Here is a 19753-nt window from a genome sequence, read left to right as displayed (position 1 = left end):
GTTAAATAAAATTTTAGTGGAGGTAAAAAATGAAAGAAGATTTAATCATTGATGGTTGCGCGTTTACCGAGACCGAATTTACGGGTGTCACCGAGGATGTACTGCATTCTAAAATGGACGCGTTTTTTCTGACCATTCCCGGGGAGGGGAATGGGTATGTTGCCAGCACCAGGAGTATTGGTAAGATATACAATATGCTGGACAACCCGAAATATGGCCTCATGATTGCAAAGTCTGTAGCCGATATCTATAAAGCAAAGGAAGATGGGAAAAAGGCTCTTATTTTAGCGTTCCAGAATCCTAACTCAATCGAGAATTCACTGGAGCAGCTCCGCGTTTTTTATGAATTGGGAGTGCGGGTGATCCAGATGACTTATAATGATGCTAACTTCATAGGCACGGGCTGCTGCGAGTCTCAGGACGGCGGACTGACTGACTTTGGCAAACGGGTCCTTAAGATGATGAACCGTCTGGGCATGCTGGCCGACCTGTCTCATGTGGGCAAAAAGACCACCATGGATATTATCCGGCTAAGTGAAAAGCCTGTTGCCGTTACCCATGCCGGTGTTTATAACATCACACCCAGCGTACGAACCAAAACCGATGAGGAAATGCTTGCTATCAAGGAAAACGGCGGTGTCATGGGAATTTCCCCCTGGGCTCCCCTGATTTGGAAAAAAGAGAAGGGCTGCCGTCCGGATGTGAAGGATTATGTAGACCATGTGGATTATGTGGTCAATCTTATTGGTATTGACCATGTGTCGTTCGGCGCTGACAATACCCTGGATGGTAATAAGGATGACAAGGGAACCGCAGACCAGGCTGTGCTTTATCCGGCAGTGGTAGGGGCGTATAACAGCTGCGTGGGCACCCGGTCGGATGAACGCCATGCCAAAGGATTTGAAGGCTGCTGGCAGTTGGAAAACGTGATAGATGAAATGAAACGGCGTGGTTACTCAGAGGAAGATATTGCAAAACTGACCGGCAAAAATCTGCTGCGCGTACTGAGGGCGAATTGGAACTGACACATCACAACGAATATGTTCGATTAAGGAGCAATGTATATGCAAAAGAATAAAAATGTACACACCAATGGCGGAACTGCGGCCACAGCACGCAAGCCCATTAAAATACCGCATGTCTATGTTATTATCTGCGCTATCATTCTGTTTGTGGCAGTCTGTACCTGGTTTGTTCCGCCGGGCCAGTTTGATACCCAGACAGTGGAAGTGGAGGGAGTAAGCCGTACACTGGTTATTCCCGGCACCTTCCACACCCTTGAGGAAAAACATCCGGCCGGACTGGTGACCATTCTGAGTTCTCTCCACAGGGGCCTTGTCAGCGGTGCGGAAGTAACCATGCTGATATTCCTTGTTAACGGTGCTTTTAGCATGGTGCTTAAAACCGGCGCATTTAACGCATTTCTCGGTTCTCTGCTGCGAAGATTCTCGTCCAGGGCAAAGCTGGTAATCCCGGTTTTTTTCCTGACATTTGCTGTACTTTCTTCGACCTTTGGTATGTGGAATGAGTATAATGGATTGATTCCCGTGTTTATGGGGCTTGGTGTGGCGCTGGGCTATGATGCCCTGGCAGGATTTGCCATACTGGAGCTGGGCAAGGGGATTGGCTGGTCTGCCGCCACGCTCAATCCGTTTTCAGTACCCGTATCTCAGGGAATCGCAGGAGTTCCCATCTTTTCGGGAATGGGAATCCGTGTGGTATCCTTTGTGATTTTCAGTACACTGGGAATTGCTTATATTTTCTACTATGGACAGAAAGTGAGCAAAAATCCTTCTAAGAGTCTGATTCTTGGGGATAAGCTGGATATTAACTTTAACCGTGAGGAAATCATAAACACAAAGACCACGAAAAAGCAGATGTGGATTCTTCTGGAAATCCTCGTATCCCTGATAGCCATTTTTTACGGCTCTCTGAAATTGGGATGGGGCAACGCGGAACTGGCCGGCATCTTTGTGCTGATGGGCATATTTGCAGGCACGGTCAGCGGATGGGGACCAAGCAAGATGGCTGAAGAATTTCTTGAAGGCGCATCCTCGGTTGTGATGGGGGCTCTGGTTGTGGGCTTTGCAAAGGCAATCCTGGTCATCCTTCAGGGCGCCATGATCATTGATACAATCGTGTTTTACGCCTCCCAGGTGCTTCAGGGAATGCCGCCAATCATTGCAGCTCAGGGAATGCTGATTCTGCAGACATTGATTAACTTCTTTATTCCCTCCTCCACCGGACAGGCTGCCACTGTGATTCCGATTCTGGCGCCTCTGGGAGATCTGCTGGGAGTCAGCCGGCAGGTAACCTGCCTTGCATTCCAGTTCGGCGACGGTTTCTCCAATATTCTGTGGCCCACATGTTCCCTTGCCATTTCCATCGGTATCAGCGGAATTCCAATGCACAAGTGGTGGAAGTTTTTCATGCCCCTGTTCGGCATCCTATATATTGCGCAGGCACTGATTTTGTCAGCAGCCGTTTTAATGGGAATATGATTGATAGCTCCGTTTTTCTATTTAAAAAGAAGAACGTGACTCCAGCGATAATCCTTTTTGCTAAAATTTGCAGTCAGATACTGTCGGAGTTTTCGGAAATATGGTAAGATAAGCTATGGCATGTGGAGACGTTATCTGTCCTGGCCTGTGAAAGACGCATTTGCTATGGGACAATACTTGTTTATATAACAGGTTCTTGGGGAATTGCCGTCGCTCAACGAATTCTAGTAGAGGTTGCATTATGGTTGGAGAAAAAATTAGAAAATTAAGAAAAGAAAAAAAACTGACGCTGAAGGATATTGCAGAGGCCACAGGACTTTCCATTGGATACATTTCCCAGTTGGAACGCGGAGCGGTTGAACCGTCCCTGTCCTCTCTCCGCAAAGTGAGTGAGTTTCTGGGGGTTTCACCGTATTTGCTGGTGGACCAGTCGGAACATCATCCTGCCATGGTAAAGAGCGACCAGAGACCAATTATCAAGTTTCCCAAAAGTGAGATATTTTACGAGATTGTTTCTCCGATGTCAGCACCGGAATACACACCGTCATCCATGGTGATTCAATTTCAGATTGAACCGGGCGGCCATGACTCCGAAGAATTTTTGACTCACCCATCTGAGGAAATTGTCATTCTGCTGCAGGGGGAAGCCGATATGGTACTGGGAGAGACAAGTTATCATCTGAATGCCGGTGATTCACTGGTGGTGAGGCCCAACATGCCTCACAGAACCATAAATACAGGTGAAACACCTGCAATCGGTTTCTGCGTGATGACACCCATGGGGTGGACGACCTAGCGGTTCTTTCGGCGGTTTTAGAGGGAACAAATATGAAAAGCGATTCTTCTCTGCGCAGGCTGCTTCCCTTTGCCGCCTATTTTAACATCTGTTTTTTCTGGGGGACGGCCGGCGTGGCAAATAAGCTGTCCTCCAGCATAATTCATCCGTTTTTTGCCGGCAGCCTGCGTTTTCTGATTGCGTCTGTATTGATGGCGCTGTGGGTGGGCTTTCGGCATGAGTCCCTTGCTGTCGGCTTACGTGACGGAAAGACCCTGGCAGTGGGAAGTGTCCTTATGTATTTTTTGAACACGGTGCTGCTTTTATTCGCCTCCCGGCGTGTGGATGCGGGAATAAGCACGGTTATGGTCAGCCTGATTCCCATTACGATTTTGCTGGTGGACTCCCTTGCCGCCCGTAAACTGTGCGTCAGCTGGGTGGGGATTGGGGGGATTATCGGAGGTTTTGCCGGTATCGCTGTGGTGGTGGTGGGCAGTGTTTCCGGCGGAAACGCCGACCCTATTGGAATCGCGCTGCTGCTGCTTGCTGATATCGTGTGGTCGGTGGGAACCGTCTATCTGAAATATCAGTCAATTAGCGCCTCCGTACAGGTGCAGATTTTTTACCAGTCCGCGATTCCCGCAATCCTGTTTTTTTTCTGTGCAGTTTTAACCGGAAATTTTGACCTGGGGAAGTTATCGTGGCGCGGCGCTCTTCCCATGGCATATATGGGAATTGCAGATTCCATTGTAGGGTTGACCTCCTATCTGTATCTGCTGCGCAGGTGGAAAACCTCTGTTGTTTCCACGTATGCCTACATCAATCCGGTGGTGGGAATCCTCTTAAGCGCCCTGCTCCTGTCCGAGGAGATTACCATGGCTAAGGTGGGAGGGATGCTTCTTATCCTGGTGTCTGTGTTCGTGATCCAGAGAGAGGATTGGCTGAGCGGATTGCTGACGCGAAAGGTAAAAAGGATAGCTGATTAAAGGAATGCATAATAAATGCATAATATAAGCGGAATCTGAGCTGCTGCGGCATGGGGTTGAGCTGCGGCAGCTCTGATTCTGTTTAGAGTGAATGGATTTGTTTCTGCTGAGTCAGGCAGCACATTTCCCCATTATCTGATTTTCTATTGAGCTGCGTCCATCCATTGAGAGGACCGGCATGCTTGAAGAAAAGGTTCATATATTTGTTATTCTGTCAAGGCTTAAAAATCATATCTTACTATCTTTTTCAGTTCATCGTTGTATTTTATCGGAATTCTGATAGTATCCTCTTGTGTTTTGATTACCTCCTGTTTATTCATTTCCATTTCCGGGGCAGCAATAAGCCTGATCCTTCAACGGTCATGCTTATTCCCTGATTATGAGAAGTCAGCGCAGGAGTCAACGCTCACGCTCATAGAAAATGGATGGAATAATTTAGCAGAACGTGGTATAATCAATCGGGACACGGTGCTGCTGTTAATCACGTTGATGAAAGAAAACGCTGTACGGCAGTACGCCGGGACAAAACGGCTTTTTTTCAGAGGATTGCGCAGGAATTTGTGCACCGGATGTATATGGAAATGTTTTGCTCGGAGTTTGGGTGAGGATATTCTTAAGATATGGTTTGGATTCAGATGGAAGCCTGCGGGTACAGGGTACAAAAAAATGCCAGAATCCTTATAAGATAAGGATTCTGACATATAACAAGTGAATCGGAGTAACAGGATTTGAACCTGCGACCTCTCGGCCCCCAGCCGAGCGCGCTACCAAGCTACGCCATACTCCGTTCTCGAACCTCAATTATTATATCAGATAATTTTCATTTTGAAAAGACCTAATTTTAATTTATTCGGAGAATTTAAAAATGACACAGAAACCAAGTAAGAAAAAGCGGATTGTCAGCTTTGATCTGGATATGACACTGCTGGACCATAAGACCTGGAAAATTCCGGACAGCGCCATGAAAGCACTGGAATTGCTGCGGAAGGACTCGGTCATTGCCATAGGAAGCGGCAGAAACATGGACCATGATATGAGTGTGGTATACCGGGATATGATTATGCCGGACGCGGTGATACACATGAACGGAACGCGGGTTGTGGCTGAGGGAAATGTCCTGTTTGAACATCTGATGGACAAGGAAAGGCTCCGGGCATTGCTGGAATACGGGGATGCCCACGGAATTTCCCTGGGCGTCAGCCAGGAGGGAAAGGATTATTATATCCACCCGGAGGGCGTGGTCCGCATGGACCGGCTTCGCTGGGGTGTTTCGGAGCGCAATTTCATGGATGGATGGGAATTGTTGGATATGCCGGTGAGGACATTGGTTTATATCGGCGGTCCGGAAGGAGCCAGGGAGCTGGAAGCCCATTTTCCTGAATTCAAATTTCCTATGTTCTCCGGGAACATGGGGGCGGATGTGGTGGAGCAGGAGGCTTCCAAGGCAGAGGGGCTGAAACGGCTGTGCCAGTACTATGACATTGGCCTGGAGCAGACAGTGGCCTTTGGAGACAGCATGAATGACTATGAAATTGTCCGTGAGGCAGGTATCGGCATTGCCATGGGCAATTCCGTGGAGGAGCTTAAGGCTGTGGCGGATTACGTGGCAGATGATATTGACCGGGATGGGGTATGGAAGGCATGCAGGCATTTGGGGCTGATTTAGGCTTGCCTTCTTTGAAGAAATGCTTGGAAGAAATTAATTGAAATATAATGTAATCATGATAATTTAAAAGAATAATTTATAAGAACATAAGGGAGAACGGGTATGGCAAGAGAATTTGACGTAGTGATTATAGGAGCCGGGCCAGGGGGCTATACGGCAGCGCTTAAAGCAGCGGAATTTGGCCTTAAGGTTGTGGTGATAGAGGCAAAGAAGATTGGAGGCACATGCGTAAACAGAGGATGCATTCCAACCAAGGCGCTGCTTCACGCCTCTGATATGTTTCATATGATGCAGAGCTGCGATGAATTTGGCGTGTCCACGGATTTTATTTCCTTTGATTTTGGGAAAATGCAGAAGTATAAGAAAAGTGCGGTGGTCAAATACAGGGACGGCATTAAGTACGGCTTTGAGAAGCTGAATGTGGAAATTGTTTACGGAACAGCGGTGCTTCGCAGGGACAGGACCGTGGAGGTGGAGCTAAAGGAAGGCGGCCGCGAATTCTTCCGCGGAAATGCTGTCATTATAGCTACAGGCGCAGTGCCCTACATGAGCCGGATTCCCGGCGCGGACCTTACGGGTGTATGGAACAGCGACAGGCTGCTGGCAGCTGAGAGCTGGAATTTTGACAGGCTGACAATCATGGGCGGAGGCGTTATCGCGGTGGAGTTTGCCACCATGTTCAACAACCTGTGTTCCCATGTGACGATTGTGGAGAAGCAGAAGCATCTGATGGCGCCTATGGATGATGTGATGTCCGCGGAGCTGGAAAAAGAGCTGCGCCAAAAGGGTATTGACGTGTACTGTGATGCCACGGTTACTGAGATATTGGAGGATGAGGGCGGGCTAAGCTGCGTCATCACTCCCAACGGGGAGGGAGAACCCATCAAAATGAGGGCAGGCCAGATACTCATGGCCATCGGACGCCGGCCCAATGTGGAGAAGCTTTTAGGCAAGGATATTTCTCTGGAGATGGAAGGCGGGAAGATTGCCGTAAACAGCGATTTTGAGACAAGCGAGCGGGGAATCTACGCCATCGGGGATGTGTCCGCCAGGACACAGCTGGCCCACGTGGCAGCGGCTCAGGGTACATATGTGGTGGAAAAGATAGCCGGAAGGCCCCACAGCATTAAGCTGGAGGTAGTGCCTAACGGTATGTATGTGTCCCTTCCGATTGTGCCAAACTGTATCTATACGGACCCGGAGATTGCCACTGTCGGCATCACGGAGGAAATTGCCAGGGAAAAGGGGCTGAAGGTGCGCTGCGGTCATTTTTCCATGAGGGAAAATGGAAAATCCATCATAACCGGTGGGGAAAATGGATTTATCCGTCTGGTATTTGAGGCATATTCAAATACCATCGTGGGAGCACAGATGATGTGCCCCAGGGCTACTGATATGATTGGGGAAATAGCCACGGCCATAGCCAACGGACTGAGCGCAGAGGAAATGTCTTTTGCCATGCGGGCACAGCCTACGTACAATGAAGGTATTGGGGCGGCCATAGAGGATGCCATGAGGAAGAAATAAGTGCAGGGAGACGGATGATAAGTTGGGGATTTGAGATAGAAGGATTGGTGGGATAGGGATTGGTGAGACAGGGGGAGTGGAATAGAGGTAGTGGAATAGGGATTAGAAGAAAAGGGGTTAGAAGGAAAATGGTTAGAAGGAAAAGGGTTAGAAGGAAAGGATAGAATGAAACGGAAGGATGGAAATGTTATGAATGTGATTCGTGACAGGTTGGATGCATTGCGGAAATTGATGAAGGAGCGGGGCATGGATGCGTATATGATACCCACGGCAGATTTCCACGAATCCGAATATGTGGGAGAGCATTTCAAATGCAGGGAATATATGACCGGATTTACCGGCTCGGCCGGTACGGCTCTGATTACAATGGACGAAGCATGCCTTTGGGTAGACGGGCGTTACTATGTACAGGCAGCGGCCCAGTTAAAGGATTCCACAGTGACCATGATGAAAATGGGGCAGGAGGGCGTCCCCTCACTGAGAGCATATCTGGAAGATAAGATGCCTGAGGGCGGATGCCTGGGATTTGACGGCCGGGTAGTCAATGCGGCTGAAGGGCTTGCTTTGGAGGAAATGCTTAGGGAGCGGGGAGCGCGTATTTCCTACGGGGAAGACCTGGCAGGCATGATATGGCAGGAACGCCCTGAGCTGTCGGCGGAACCTGCATGGGTTCTGGATGAGAGGTATGCGGGAAAGAGCGCATTGGATAAGATAGCGGATGTGAGGGAGGCTATGGAAAAGGTACATGCATCTGTTCACGTGCTTACCTCCCTGGATGATATAGCGTGGCTGTTAAATATCAGAGGCAATGACATTCTGTATAATCCCGTGGTGCTGTCGTACGCTCTGGTGACCATGGACCAACTGTATCTGTTTGTCAACAGCAGTGTGCTGGAAGGAAAAGCTTATCCGTATCTGGAGGATGAAAAGGGCATAAGCGTGAGGGAGTATCTGGAACGGACAGGCGTCACAGTGATGCCTTATGACGGGGTATACGACATGGTGGAGGGGCTTAAAAACGAGAAAGTCCTGCTGGAGAAATGCCGTATCAACTATGCTGTATACCGCCTGATTGACGGGTCCAATAAGGTGATCGACAGGATAAATCCCACTGCTTCCATGAAGGCGGTTAAAAATGATGTGGAGATAGAGAATGAAAAGCGGGCCCACATCAAGGACGGCGTGGCAATGACCAAGTTTATTTACTGGCTGAAGAAGAATACGGGGCGTATTCCCATGGACGAAATCAGCGTGTCGGATTATCTTGGGAAGCTGCGCATGGACCAGGAGGGATGCATTGGCCTGAGCTTTGCAACCATATCCGCATATGGAGCACATGGAGCCATGTGCCATTACTCTGCCACACCGGAGAGCAGCATCCCTCTGGAGCCCAGGGGACTGTATCTCATTGATTCCGGCGGCCAGTATTATGAAGGGACCACCGACATTACCAGAACCATTGCCATGGGGCCTGTGACTGATGAGGAAAAGGAGCATTTTACCTTGGTGCTTATGAGTATGCTGCGTCTGGGAGATGTGAAGTTTCTTCATGGCTGCCGCGGACTCAGCCTTGATTATGCGGCCAGAGAGCCGCTGTGGAGACGGGGGCTTAACTATGAACACGGTACCGGACACGGGGTGAGCTACCTGTCCAGCGTACATGAACGTCCCAATGGAATCCGCTTCAAAATGGTTCCGGAGCGCCAGGACAATGCGGTGATGGAAGCGGGTATGATTACATCGGATGAACCTGGTGTGTATATTGAGGGAAGCCATGGAATCAGGACCGAGAATCTGGTTTTGTGTGTTGAGGATGAGAAGAATGAATACGGCCAGTTCCTGCGGTTTGAGTATCTGACGTACGTTCCCATTGACTTGGAGGTAATTGACAGGGAGATTATGTCTGAGCGGGATGTAGAGCTGCTGAACCGGTACCATGAGCAGGTGTATGAGAAGATTAGCCCTTATTTGGATGAGGATGAGAGAGTATGGCTGGCGGAGGCTACGAGAGCAGTTTGAGAGATGAGGAGGATTGAGAAGCGGGGAGAAACCTTGAGATAAAGCAGGAGCGGTTGATGATGGCCGGATTGGAAAAAGGCTGGACAGATAAAGATAGTAAATGGATGAAAAAGGCTGGGTAATCCCGCGGCATTGCAGAATGCAGAGCAGTGCTGCGGGAAATATCCGGTCTTTTTTGCGGGAAAGGGTGTGGATTTGTGGCGGGGCGGCTGGGGATGTGGGGACAGGGCATTCATAACAGGTATGGCAAAAATTTATGTTATCCTGTTATTGACAGCAGGGAGATGTGATTTTTAGGATGTAATTTATTCGGTTTATATGGTTATACATTAGGGGAAATATATGGTAGAATGGCCATATGGATTTTGATATAGAAAAGGTTAAGCATGTTTGAATGAAGCTGACAGTAACTTGGAATTTGCTGTAGGCGCATAAAATTATGGATGAATACGAGGAGATAGAAAGATGGATAAAAGAGCGGATAGAGGAATGTCCGGTAAAATGGCTGGAAAGACGGTTAAAAGAGTGGGGACAGATTCGGGTACAGGAAGCAGGAAAGGCGTAAAGAGAGATAAGGGCGGAGTGAGAGACAGGGTGAGAGACAACGTGAAGGACGGAGTGAAAGACAGGGTGAGAGACAACGTGAAGGACGGAGTGAAAGACAGGGTGAGAGACAACGTGAAGGACAGAATGAAAGACAATACAAAAGACAACATAAAAGACAGTAAACACAAGGTGAGGGACGGAGAAGGTAAAAACGGTGCAGGTGAGAGCGGGAAACGGTTTGATGGGAATGAGGGCGCATTTTCCAGGCAGCGCAGTGGAGAAAAATGCAGGGATGGCAGCTCACCAAGGGTACGCAAAGGGGCGGAAGGATTGTCAGTCTCTAAAAAACAAAATGGAGGGGCTCTTAATGCTGAAAAGCGGAGAGAGGATTCCAAAAGAGGAGGCTCATATGGGGGACGGGGAAGCAGACGGAGCAACAGTATTTGTCCGGTGCTGAATCTGTGCGGAGGCTGCCAGCTGCTGGATATGGAGTATGCCAAGCAGCTTGCGTTCAAACAGAAGCAGGCGGAAGAACTGCTAAAAGGACTCTGTCCTGTAAAGCCTATTATAGGCATGAAGGATCCCTTTCATTACCGCAATAAGGTACATGCTGTATTTGACAGGGACAAAAAAGGAAATATCATTTCCGGAATATATGAAGAAAATACACACCATGTAATTCCTGTGGAGAAGTGCCTTATAGAGAACCAGAAAGCAGATGAAATCATCGGTACTATACGCGGAATGCTCAAATCTTTTAAAATCCGGACCTATGATGAGGATACGGGCTTTGGGCTTCTCAGACATGTTTTAATCCGCAAGGGGTTTTCCACAGGGGAAATTATGGTAGTTCTGGTTACAGCATCTCCGGTGTTTCCGTCTAAGAATAACTTTGTTAAGGCTTTGCGGGAGAAACATCCGGAAATTACCACCATCGTCCAGAATATTAACGGAAGAGGAACAAGCATGGTTCTGGGGGATAAGGAGCATGTGCTGTATGGCAAGGGATATATTGTGGACGAGCTGTGCGGATGCCGGTTCCGTATATCATCAAAGTCATTTTATCAGGTGAATCCGGTGCAGACGGAAATTCTTTATGAAAAGGCATTGTCACTGGCCGGTCTTACCGGACAGGAACTGGTGGTGGATGCGTATTGCGGTATCGGAACCATTGGGATTATAGCAAGTAAGGCGGCCGGGAAGGTTATTGGCGTGGAACTGAATCAGGATGCAGTCAGGGATGCTGTTAATAATGCGAAGATGAACGGAATTGAAAATATCCGCTTTTATTGCAATGATGCAGGACGTTTTCTGGTGAATATGGCTGAACAGGGTGAGAAAGCGGATGTGGTTATCATGGACCCTCCCAGAAGCGGAAGTACGGAGGAGTTTATGGACGCCGTAGGGAAGCTGGGAGCCGAGAAGGTGGTGTATGTGTCGTGTAATCCGGAGACGCTGGCCAGGGATGTAAGGTATATGAAGAAAATGGGGTATCGGGCGGCGGAGGCTTGGTTGGTGGATATGTTTCCGGGGACGGTGCATACGGAAAGTATTGTCCTGTTGCAAAAGAGTGTTAAATGATGATTAGGTGAGATTGGATAGTTGCCGTGTGGTGAGGCGTGAAGGCTTTTGGCTTTCGCGCCTTTTCCTTATTGATGAAACGAGGTGATGTGTTTTGAAAAATATATATTATATGCCTGTGAAAAAAGAGAATATGGAACCGCTGCGTGTGGCGGCATATTGCCGCGTCAGCACTAAGAAAGAGACGCAGTTAGCCAGTTTGGCTCATCAAATTGTGGCATATACAGAACAGATATCAGATCATCCGGGTTGGGTATTTTCAGGAGTATTCTGGGATTGCGGAAGAAGTGGATTAAGGAAAAAAGGCCGTAACGGACTGAAACATATGTTAGAAAGCGCTGCAGAGGGGAAATTCGATTACATAATCACTAAATCAGCAAAACGAGTATCCAGGAATACGGTAGAGCTATTGCAGATTATGAGATATTTGAAAGAAAGGGGGATTCAAAGAAAATTTGAGGAAGGATTATTTAGCAGTTACAAATATTTTATGGTGTATCGGTGTGTGGAAGGGGAATTGGTAATCGTTCCGGAGCAGGCCAAAATAGTAGAATTGATTTTTGAGTTATATTCAAAGGGTTACACATTTTCGCAGATAAAAAACACTTGGAGGAAAGTGGTATAAAAACGGTAACAGGCAAAAAGGTATGGAGTGCAAATGTAATCCCGCAGATGCTAAAGAATGAGAAATATAAGGGAGACATGATGCTTCAGAAAACATTTACGGAGGATTATCTGAATGGAATACGAAAGAAAAATATTGGACAGCGTACCAGATATTATGTGAAAGGAAGTCATCCGGCTATTATTTCTCCGGAGATATTTGATAAGGTGCAGGAGGAAATGCTTAATAGAGCCAGACTGCTCAGAACATCTGATGGCAATCAGATTAGTAGTGGTAACCGATATAGAAGTAAATACTCGCTTGGTAATTTATTGGTATGTGGGTATTGTGGCGGAGGATTCAGGCGTAGAACGGAGCGTGGGAAGATTGTGTGGAGATGTGGGACAAGGATGGAAAAAGGAAAGGCAGAGTGTGAAAATTCACCTACCTTGAACGATCAAGATGTAAGAGAGATGTTGGGAAAAGTTGTATGTAATGGGGAATATGATGAAAATGTCGTAAAGGATAGAGTGAAGAGAATAGATGTTTATGAGAAGCGGTTGATAATTTGTTATGCTGAAAAAGAGGGATATCAGATATGTGAGTTTGAATAATAGGTAAACGAGGATGTTATGTTGCAGAGGGGAAAATAAACGGAAATGAAGGAATCTTTCAGATGGTAATGGTGAGGGGAGTATGGTAAAATATAGTGAAATGGATATGGAAACTTAAGGAATAGTATAATCATCGAATTTTTTTCGGAGATCTTTTGGCGGGGGAAGAGAAAGTGGAAAAATCTAATATATTGATGTACACAACAGAGGATGGAGTTACCAAAGTTGAAGTTACGTTTGATAACGATACTGTTTGGTTATCGTTAGATCAGATAGCGGATCTATTTCAAAGAAATAAATCCACGATATCCAGACATATAAAAAATATTTTTTTAGAAGGCGAGTTAAGCCGAAATTCAGTTGTTGCAAATTTTGCAACAACTGGTTCCGACGGAAAAAGATATCATGTGGATTTTTATAATCTTGACGTTATTATCTCTGTTGGCTATCGCGTGAAATCTTTGCGAGGAACACAATTCAGGATTTGGGCTACAAATATCCTGAAAGAATATATGATTAAAGGATTTGCGCTGGATGATGAACGATTAAAGAATCTTGGTGGAGGAAATTATTTTGATGAGTTGCTGGCGCGTATCCGGGATATAAGGTCTTCAGAAAAAGTGTTTTGGAGAAAAGTGCTGGAAATCTATGCGACCAGTATTGACTACAATCCGAAGGCGGAGAGTTCCGTACAGTTTTTTAAACAGGTTCAAAACAAGATGCATTGGGCAGCACATAAGCATACAGCGGCAGAGGTGATTTACCAAAGGGCAGATGCAGATAAAGATAATATGGGACTGACTACATGGAGTGGCAAACGTATAAAACTCTCGGATGTAGAAGTGGCGAAAAATTATCTTGATGAAAAAGAGTTGGATGCACTCAATAAAATTGTAACGGCATATTTGGATATTGCAGAGGTACATGCTTTAAATCAGGAACCAATGTATATGAAAGACTGGCTGGAGACGATTGATGATTATCTCAGGATGACCAGACGTGATATATTAACAACAAAGGGGAAAGTAACACATCAGCAGGCATTAGAGAAAGCACATTTGGAGTATGAAAAGTATAAAAGAAATCCGGAATATATATTATCTCCTGTAGAATGTCACTTTTTGGAAGGTATAGGGGAATTAGATAAACTGGACAGAGACTCTAAATAATGTGTTAATGAGAAACAATTGATATTATAAGGAATTAATCTTGGTTGAAATCTGTGCTATCTTTTGGAATATTAGATGATTACACTATAGAAGAAACGGAGGTATACAGATGCTATTATTTTCAACAGTTTTAGAAATCAATAATTTAATGACAAAGGAAGACTTTATTCAGCTTGCAATTGAATGGAATCAGGGGAGCCCACATTCGGAAAATATTATACAGGGTATAAATTGGAAAGGCGAGAGAAATATACGGTATGGTACGGATTCCCTTTGGCTTGCTATCGAAGAATACCGCAATCAAAATATTATAGCTATACGATATGAAAAAATAGAGAGAGATGGTGTTGTTTGGGATACAGACTATGTGATGAATTTCAATGATATGAAGATGTCTATACGCCTCGACCGGAGTTATTTGGAGGTGGCTCTCGCAGTAAATCCATCTTTCTCAACGCCACATTTTATAACGTTATTGATTGAAAAAGGATATCTCAAGTCAGATGGAGATATGCCAATATCACGTGGTCCTGTTGCAATATCGGAAGATAACGTTGAAATTCTTACGAATGTAATAAATGGTAGGAAAAAGTATCATCTTCCTGTAGTGTACATATCCAGAACCTATTATGATGAAGAACCTATAAATGTTCAAAGGATTGCAGGACGATTAAAAGGTGTTGCACATGTTCTTGTTGAAAAGAGTTTGCAGCTCAATGATAGAATTCGGGAGTTATGTGACAGTAAGAACGAATACTATGGGGCAATAGGAATATATTATCCCAACCCAGCGATAGGGCATAGACGATATCTTTATCGTGAATATGAGGGGAGTGATATTATTCTCCTTGAGAAAGTTATCCGTAATGTTATTCAATATAGCAATTCGCAGCTTGTGGATACGTTGTATACTTGGCAAGGTGTCAGCAATGCGCTGTTGAGAGATCGCCTGAGTAGTCAGCGTGCAGAACGAATGGCTGCTGAAACAGCAAAGAAACAGGCTGAATCTGAAGCGGATCAATTAATTGAGTCCGTAGATGAAGAATTACAAAAATTGCAAAGACAGATAGAAGATTTGACACATGCAAATGAGGCACTTTTGTACGAAAATCAAGGACTACGTGCAAAATTAAATGGTATTGATACAATACCGATTTTATATCTTGGTGACGAGGATGAGTTTTTTCCTAATGAGATAAAGGAAATGATTCTTGTTGCATTAGAGGAAAAACTTGCAAAGATTGATTCTAAAACCAGACAAGCCGATATTCTTAAAGATGTTGTTTATAACAATGGTGGTTGCCAGCATATTGCTAGTCAAAAGGCGCAGAAGCTGAAATCTGCGTTAAAAGGGTATAAGAATGTATCAAGTTCGATGAGACAGTTGTTGACTGAACTTGGCTTTGTAATTTCAGAGGAAGGTAAACATTATAAATTAACCTATTATGGTGATGGGCGCTATTGGACAACTATTGCTAAATCCCCAAGTGATAATAGAACCGGAACTAATGTAGCCTTGACCATTATAAAGAATATGCTCTAACAAATAGCGAAGGAAAGAGACAGGTTATCTTAAATAGGCAAAACAGAGAGGGTTGTAAATAAGTGGCTATTATAAGCTTATATGATGTTATATACGCTTAATTCATTTCTAAATATCAGGAAAAATGCAAATAGTTGTTAATGTTGTTATGAACCGTTTAAAATAGCAGAACAGGATTACTTTGCCTATTCGCCATCATTATTATCCACTCAACACACTGCGAGGTATGTGTCGAATTGTGTCGGAAATAAAAAAGAATGGAGCTGATTTGTTGTTTTTAACTGTTAATAGGGCTAAGTATAAATTATGAATTTACTTTATTTACGGCGTATTGGAAACAATGAACAAATAGGTTAAGATAGAAACCATATCTTACACTTGTGTAGGAAAGTTGTGAAAGTTAAAAAGATTAGAAATAGATGCTGGAGTGAACTCTGGCGGAGATGTGGAGGATAAAAGTAATTATGGCAAGCTGGAAATTAGAGGATAATGTAAATGATTGGGTGAAATCAGAGTTTGCAAGAATAGGACAAAATAATTATACAGTTGAATCTGCAATGTCCCCTCATTTAAAATCGGCATTGCAAATGGGTGTTAAGCTTAAAAGATTAGAGCTTGAAATTGAAGGGGAAAAAGAAAAGGGTAAGTCTTGGAAACCTGATTTTGAGCTAGAGTCATTTAACATCCCTGTTATTATTGAAAATAAATTAGGTACAGCAAAATTATCTGCTATAAAAGAGGGTAAAGTTAAACGTGATATAAAATCAGTACAAAACTTTGCGGTAAATGGTGCAATACATTATGCACAGTGCGCAATAATGAGTAAAAAATATAGTGAAGTGGTTGCAATTGGCATTGCAGGAGACAGTGAGGAAAATGTTTCTATTGAGGTATATTATGTTTTCGGTGCTACTGACGAAACTTATAAACTTGTTAGTAGTTATAATACCTTGGATTTTTTAGAGAATAAATTGTCTTTCGCTGAGTTTTACAAAGCTGCGACACTAACAGAAGAAGAAAAACATAGAGTTTTAATCGATTCTCAAGCAAAACTTCAAGAATATGCAAAAAAGTTAAATAAACTTATGCATAATCATGCTATTACTGCACCACAAAGGGTTCTTTATGTTTCGGGTATGCTATTATCTATGCAGGATATTGCAGATAAGAAAAAGGGACTAATTCCAAATGATTTGAAGGGGTTAGATTTAGACGATGAACGTGATGGAGACTTAATCGTTAAGCATATAAATAATTATCTCAATGTAAAAAAATACCTGCTGACAAAGTTACATTGATGATGAAGTCTTTTACTGAGATTAATAAAGATCATGACCGTGATAAAATCACTGCTCTTGACGATATCGTTGCAGAGCTACTTGAAAAAGAGGCAAGTGTCACAAAACAAATATTTACATATATCTTTGAGAACATCTTTTTATCTATTGACTCAATGAGTGGTCATTTGGATATAATGGGAGAAATGTATTCCGAATTTTTAAAATATGCTTTTGGGGATGGAAAAGAATTAGGAATTGTTTTGACCCCGCCTTATGTCACAAAAATGATGTCTCAAATATTGGATATAGATGAAAACTCAAAAGTTATGGACTTGGCAACTGGGTCTGCTGGTTTTTTAATTTCTGCAATGAAGCTTATGATTGAATGTGTGGAGCAAAAATATGGTAAGAACACAACAAAAGCAAATAAGAAAATTGATGAAATAAAGCAACAACGTTTGCTAGGTGTTGAACTGAATGCAGAAATGTATACACTTGCCTCTACTAATATGATTTTAAGAGGTGATGGTTCTAGTAATATTAGAAAAGGTTCTTCTTTTGATGAGCCACCTGAGCTGTATAGAAATTTTAATGCCAATGCACTACTACTCAATCCACCTTTTACATTTAAGGAAAATGGTTTGCCATTTTTGAAATTTGGGCTTGAAAACATGAAAATAGGGGGGAAAGCTGCTATTATTATACAAGATTCTGCGGGCAGTGGTAGAGGCATTATCAGTTGTAAAGAAATACTTTCTAAAAATCAATTAGTTGCAAGTATTAAAATGCCTGTTGACCTATTTCTTCCTATGGCAGGGGTACAAACGAGTATTTATATTCTAGAACATACAGGTAAAGAACATGACTATAAAAAGCAAGTGAAGTTTATCGATTTTAGAAATGACGGATATAAACGTACAAAGCGTGGTATTTATGAATTGGATAGTCCATCACAAAGATATAGAGATATTGTGGAAGTATATAAAAATGGTATCACAGCCAATGTTTCTTCAGAACTTTGGGACATTAAAAATCAAGTTGTAATGGATGTTATTTCAAGAAATGGAGATGATTGGAATTTTGAGCAACATCAAAAAATTGATTTGGTTCCCACAGAAGAAGATTTTAAAAAGACTGTACGAGATTACTTATCTTGGGAGGTAACGAAATTTCTTAGAGGAGAATAGCAAAGTGAACTATAAAGAAGTCAGGCTGGAAGAAGTTTTAAAATGGCAACCACAAATAGAAATAGATCCATTAACAATTAAAGAGTTGTCTATTGATGATGAGCCTAAGTATCCTTTTTATGGACAAGCAACCAATCATAATGGTATTATCGGATATTATAACTTACATCCAAGCGTTTTAAATAATAAAGAAGGTCTACCAACAATACTCATACATTCAAATAATCAAAATATTGTCTATCTTGAAACACCGTTTTATTTAAAGGATGGTCACGGAGCCACAAGTGTATTGCAATCTAGTTTTCTTAATGTAAAGTCAGCATTATATATTATGACTTCAATCAGAAAGGCAATAGAAACCCGTTTTACCTATAATGCTAAAGCGACAAAAATTGCTTTAAAAAACACAAAAATAGTCCTGCCTATAGGAAAAGATGGTAAAGTTGATTATGCATATATGGAAAACTATGTGTCTTCGTTAGAGAAAGATGGACTAGTCACAATAGAAAACTATTTGAAAAATAATTTATTAGAAGATTTTGATTTAACAGATAAGGAGAAAGAAGTATTAGAATCTTTTAAAACTTTGAAATTTCATGAGTATAATATAGCGGATCTTTTTACCATCAAAAACGCTGGAAGTATTTTATCAAGGAGTATTATTGAAAATAGTGGTGAAACGCCGTATCTATGTGCAAGCGCTGAAAATAATGCGGTTAGTTCTTACATTTCATATAATGAAAAATACCTAGATGAAGGTAATTGTATTTTTATTGGAGGTAAAACTTTTGTTGTAACATATCAAGAAAGTGACTTTTATTCAAATGATAGTCATAATTTGGTCTTGTATTTAATGGATAAAGAAAAAAGGAATAAGCTAATCCAATTATATCTAGTTACTTGCATTAATAATAGTTTGAAACATAAATATTCTTGGGGCGATAGCGTCAGCAAGGCCAAAATACAAAATGATAAAATTTTATTACCAACCAAAAATAATAAACCAGATTATGATTTTATTGAAATGTATATGAAGGCTATGGAAAAGATTGTGCTAAGAGATGTGATTAATTGGAAAAACAATATACTTAAGACAGAGTAGAGTATGCAGGTTAAAACATTATAAGATGGTTTAATCATCTCAGTACCAAGATACTATGAAATGAACAAAAAATTATAGAGTTTATTCTGATGAGCAGATAGAAAATATTGATCAAATGAAAACTACGCCAAGGTCAAACTGCGCCTTTTGGGAATCTTTTTCACAGCCTCAACATATGTAAATGATTTAGAGGCAAAGGCAGAAAATAATTTATTGGATGATAATGTATTCTCAGAAGATTTTATTAAAAATTTATTGAAATGATATTCCGGGATTGCAAAATGGAATAGATATTGTAATCTATGGAAACAGTTTGTTTGATAGATTAATTAAGTTAAAGATAGATGAAGATATTCTTTATAAACAATTTTCTGTAAAGTTAATGTGTATGAATTATTATGAAGTATATATCTTTTGATTCTCAAAATCAATATATTATTTTAGGTCGTAATCTCCAAAATATAATGACAACCAGAGAAAATCTATTTGAGTTAAATACAATTCAAAAAGATGAGATGACTATATTTACACTAAAAGAATATATATAAACACTATTTATTAATACGGTAGCCGTCGCTTGTGAAGAGCGGCGGTTTTTATGAAGAAAAGAGATTGAAAAATGAGGTGGCATATCCCCGTTTTTTGCTGAATTG

The 19753-nt window shown here is 42.7% G+C and carries 15 protein-coding genes and 1 tRNA gene; 15 read left to right on the top strand and 1 reads right to left on the bottom strand.

Annotation, left to right across the window (positions count from 1 at the left end; genetic code table 11):
* The first annotated feature begins 29 nt into the window (after window positions 1–29).
* The 4 genes from CGC65_RS25420 (at window position 30) to CGC65_RS25405 (ending at window position 4262) form a co-directional block, all read left to right on the top strand.
* The gene (locus tag CGC65_RS25420; protein WP_002565623.1) at window positions 30–1025 is read left to right on the top strand and encodes a dipeptidase; all 996 of its coding nucleotides are present in this window, start codon (window positions 30–32) and stop codon (window positions 1023–1025) included.
* A gap of 39 nt (window positions 1026–1064) precedes the next feature.
* Window positions 1065–2501: a YfcC family protein gene (locus CGC65_RS25415; RefSeq protein ID WP_002565622.1), complete on the top strand. Its 1437-nt coding sequence runs from the start codon at window positions 1065–1067 to the stop codon at window positions 2499–2501.
* A gap of 241 nt (window positions 2502–2742) precedes the next feature.
* Window positions 2743–3297, top strand: a complete 555-nt coding sequence (locus tag CGC65_RS25410) for a helix-turn-helix domain-containing protein (RefSeq protein ID WP_002565621.1) — start codon at window positions 2743–2745, stop codon at window positions 3295–3297.
* Window positions 3298–3329: 32 nt separating this feature from the next.
* Window positions 3330–4262 carry a DMT family transporter gene (locus CGC65_RS25405; RefSeq protein WP_002565620.1) on the top strand — a complete coding sequence of 311 codons (933 nt, stop codon included), beginning with the start codon at window positions 3330–3332 and terminating at the stop codon, window positions 4260–4262.
* 713 nt (window positions 4263–4975) lie between these two features.
* Here the strand turns inward: CGC65_RS25405 and CGC65_RS25395 are convergent.
* Window positions 4976–5049, bottom strand: a tRNA-Pro gene (locus tag CGC65_RS25395).
* Window positions 5050–5127: 78 nt separating this feature from the next.
* Between CGC65_RS25395 and CGC65_RS25390 the strand changes: the two genes are divergently transcribed.
* The 11 genes from CGC65_RS25390 to CGC65_RS25335 all read left to right on the top strand — a co-directional run bounded on the left by CGC65_RS25390 (window position 5128) and on the right by CGC65_RS25335 (window position 19100).
* Entirely contained in the window at window positions 5128–5928 is an 801-nt protein-coding gene (locus CGC65_RS25390; RefSeq protein ID WP_002565619.1) for an HAD family hydrolase, read from the top strand.
* A gap of 102 nt (window positions 5929–6030) precedes the next feature.
* On the top strand, window positions 6031–7455 hold the full coding sequence (gene lpdA / locus CGC65_RS25385; protein WP_002565618.1) for a dihydrolipoyl dehydrogenase: 1425 nt from the start codon (window positions 6031–6033) through the stop codon (window positions 7453–7455).
* Between the two features lie 189 nt (window positions 7456–7644).
* Complete coding sequence (locus tag CGC65_RS25380) at window positions 7645–9474, top strand: aminopeptidase P family protein (RefSeq protein ID WP_038281812.1); 1830 nt, start codon at window positions 7645–7647, stop codon at window positions 9472–9474.
* 465 nt (window positions 9475–9939) lie between these two features.
* Window positions 9940–11601, top strand: a complete 1662-nt coding sequence (gene rlmD, locus CGC65_RS25370) for a 23S rRNA (uracil(1939)-C(5))-methyltransferase RlmD (RefSeq protein ID WP_002578266.1) — start codon at window positions 9940–9942, stop codon at window positions 11599–11601.
* A 94-nt stretch (window positions 11602–11695) separates the two neighbouring features.
* Window positions 11696–12226 carry a recombinase family protein gene (locus tag CGC65_RS25365; protein ID WP_002565614.1) on the top strand — a complete coding sequence of 177 codons (531 nt, stop codon included), beginning with the start codon at window positions 11696–11698 and terminating at the stop codon, window positions 12224–12226.
* A complete protein-coding gene (locus CGC65_RS25360) occupies window positions 12208–12819 on the top strand; it encodes a recombinase family protein (protein ID WP_007035811.1) in 612 nt (203 codons plus the stop codon). The genes CGC65_RS25365 and CGC65_RS25360 overlap by 19 nt, the downstream gene beginning before the upstream one ends.
* A gap of 155 nt (window positions 12820–12974) precedes the next feature.
* Window positions 12975–13988 carry a virulence RhuM family protein gene (locus CGC65_RS25355; protein WP_002565612.1) on the top strand — a complete coding sequence of 338 codons (1014 nt, stop codon included), beginning with the start codon at window positions 12975–12977 and terminating at the stop codon, window positions 13986–13988.
* 109 nt (window positions 13989–14097) lie between these two features.
* Window positions 14098–15531 carry a hypothetical protein gene (locus CGC65_RS25350; RefSeq protein ID WP_002565611.1) on the top strand — a complete coding sequence of 478 codons (1434 nt, stop codon included), beginning with the start codon at window positions 14098–14100 and terminating at the stop codon, window positions 15529–15531.
* A 464-nt stretch (window positions 15532–15995) separates the two neighbouring features.
* Complete coding sequence (locus CGC65_RS31585; RefSeq protein ID WP_002565610.1) at window positions 15996–16829, top strand: hypothetical protein; 834 nt, start codon at window positions 15996–15998, stop codon at window positions 16827–16829.
* The gene (locus tag CGC65_RS31580; RefSeq protein ID WP_002565609.1) at window positions 16829–17998 is read left to right on the top strand and encodes an HsdM family class I SAM-dependent methyltransferase; all 1170 of its coding nucleotides are present in this window, start codon (window positions 16829–16831) and stop codon (window positions 17996–17998) included. Before CGC65_RS31585 ends, CGC65_RS31580 begins: the two co-directional genes overlap by 1 nt.
* Window positions 17999–18002: 4 nt before the next feature.
* Window positions 18003–19100 carry a restriction endonuclease subunit S gene (locus tag CGC65_RS25335; RefSeq protein WP_002565608.1) on the top strand — a complete coding sequence of 366 codons (1098 nt, stop codon included), beginning with the start codon at window positions 18003–18005 and terminating at the stop codon, window positions 19098–19100.
* Window positions 19101–19753 lie beyond the last annotated feature (653 nt).

Origin of the sequence: Enterocloster bolteae, from assembly GCF_002234575.2 — a bacterium.
GTDB lineage: Bacteria > Bacillota > Clostridia > Lachnospirales > Lachnospiraceae > Enterocloster > Enterocloster bolteae.
The sequence above is the reverse complement of the archived record's forward strand: the minus strand, read 5'-3'. Positions and strand labels throughout refer to the sequence as shown.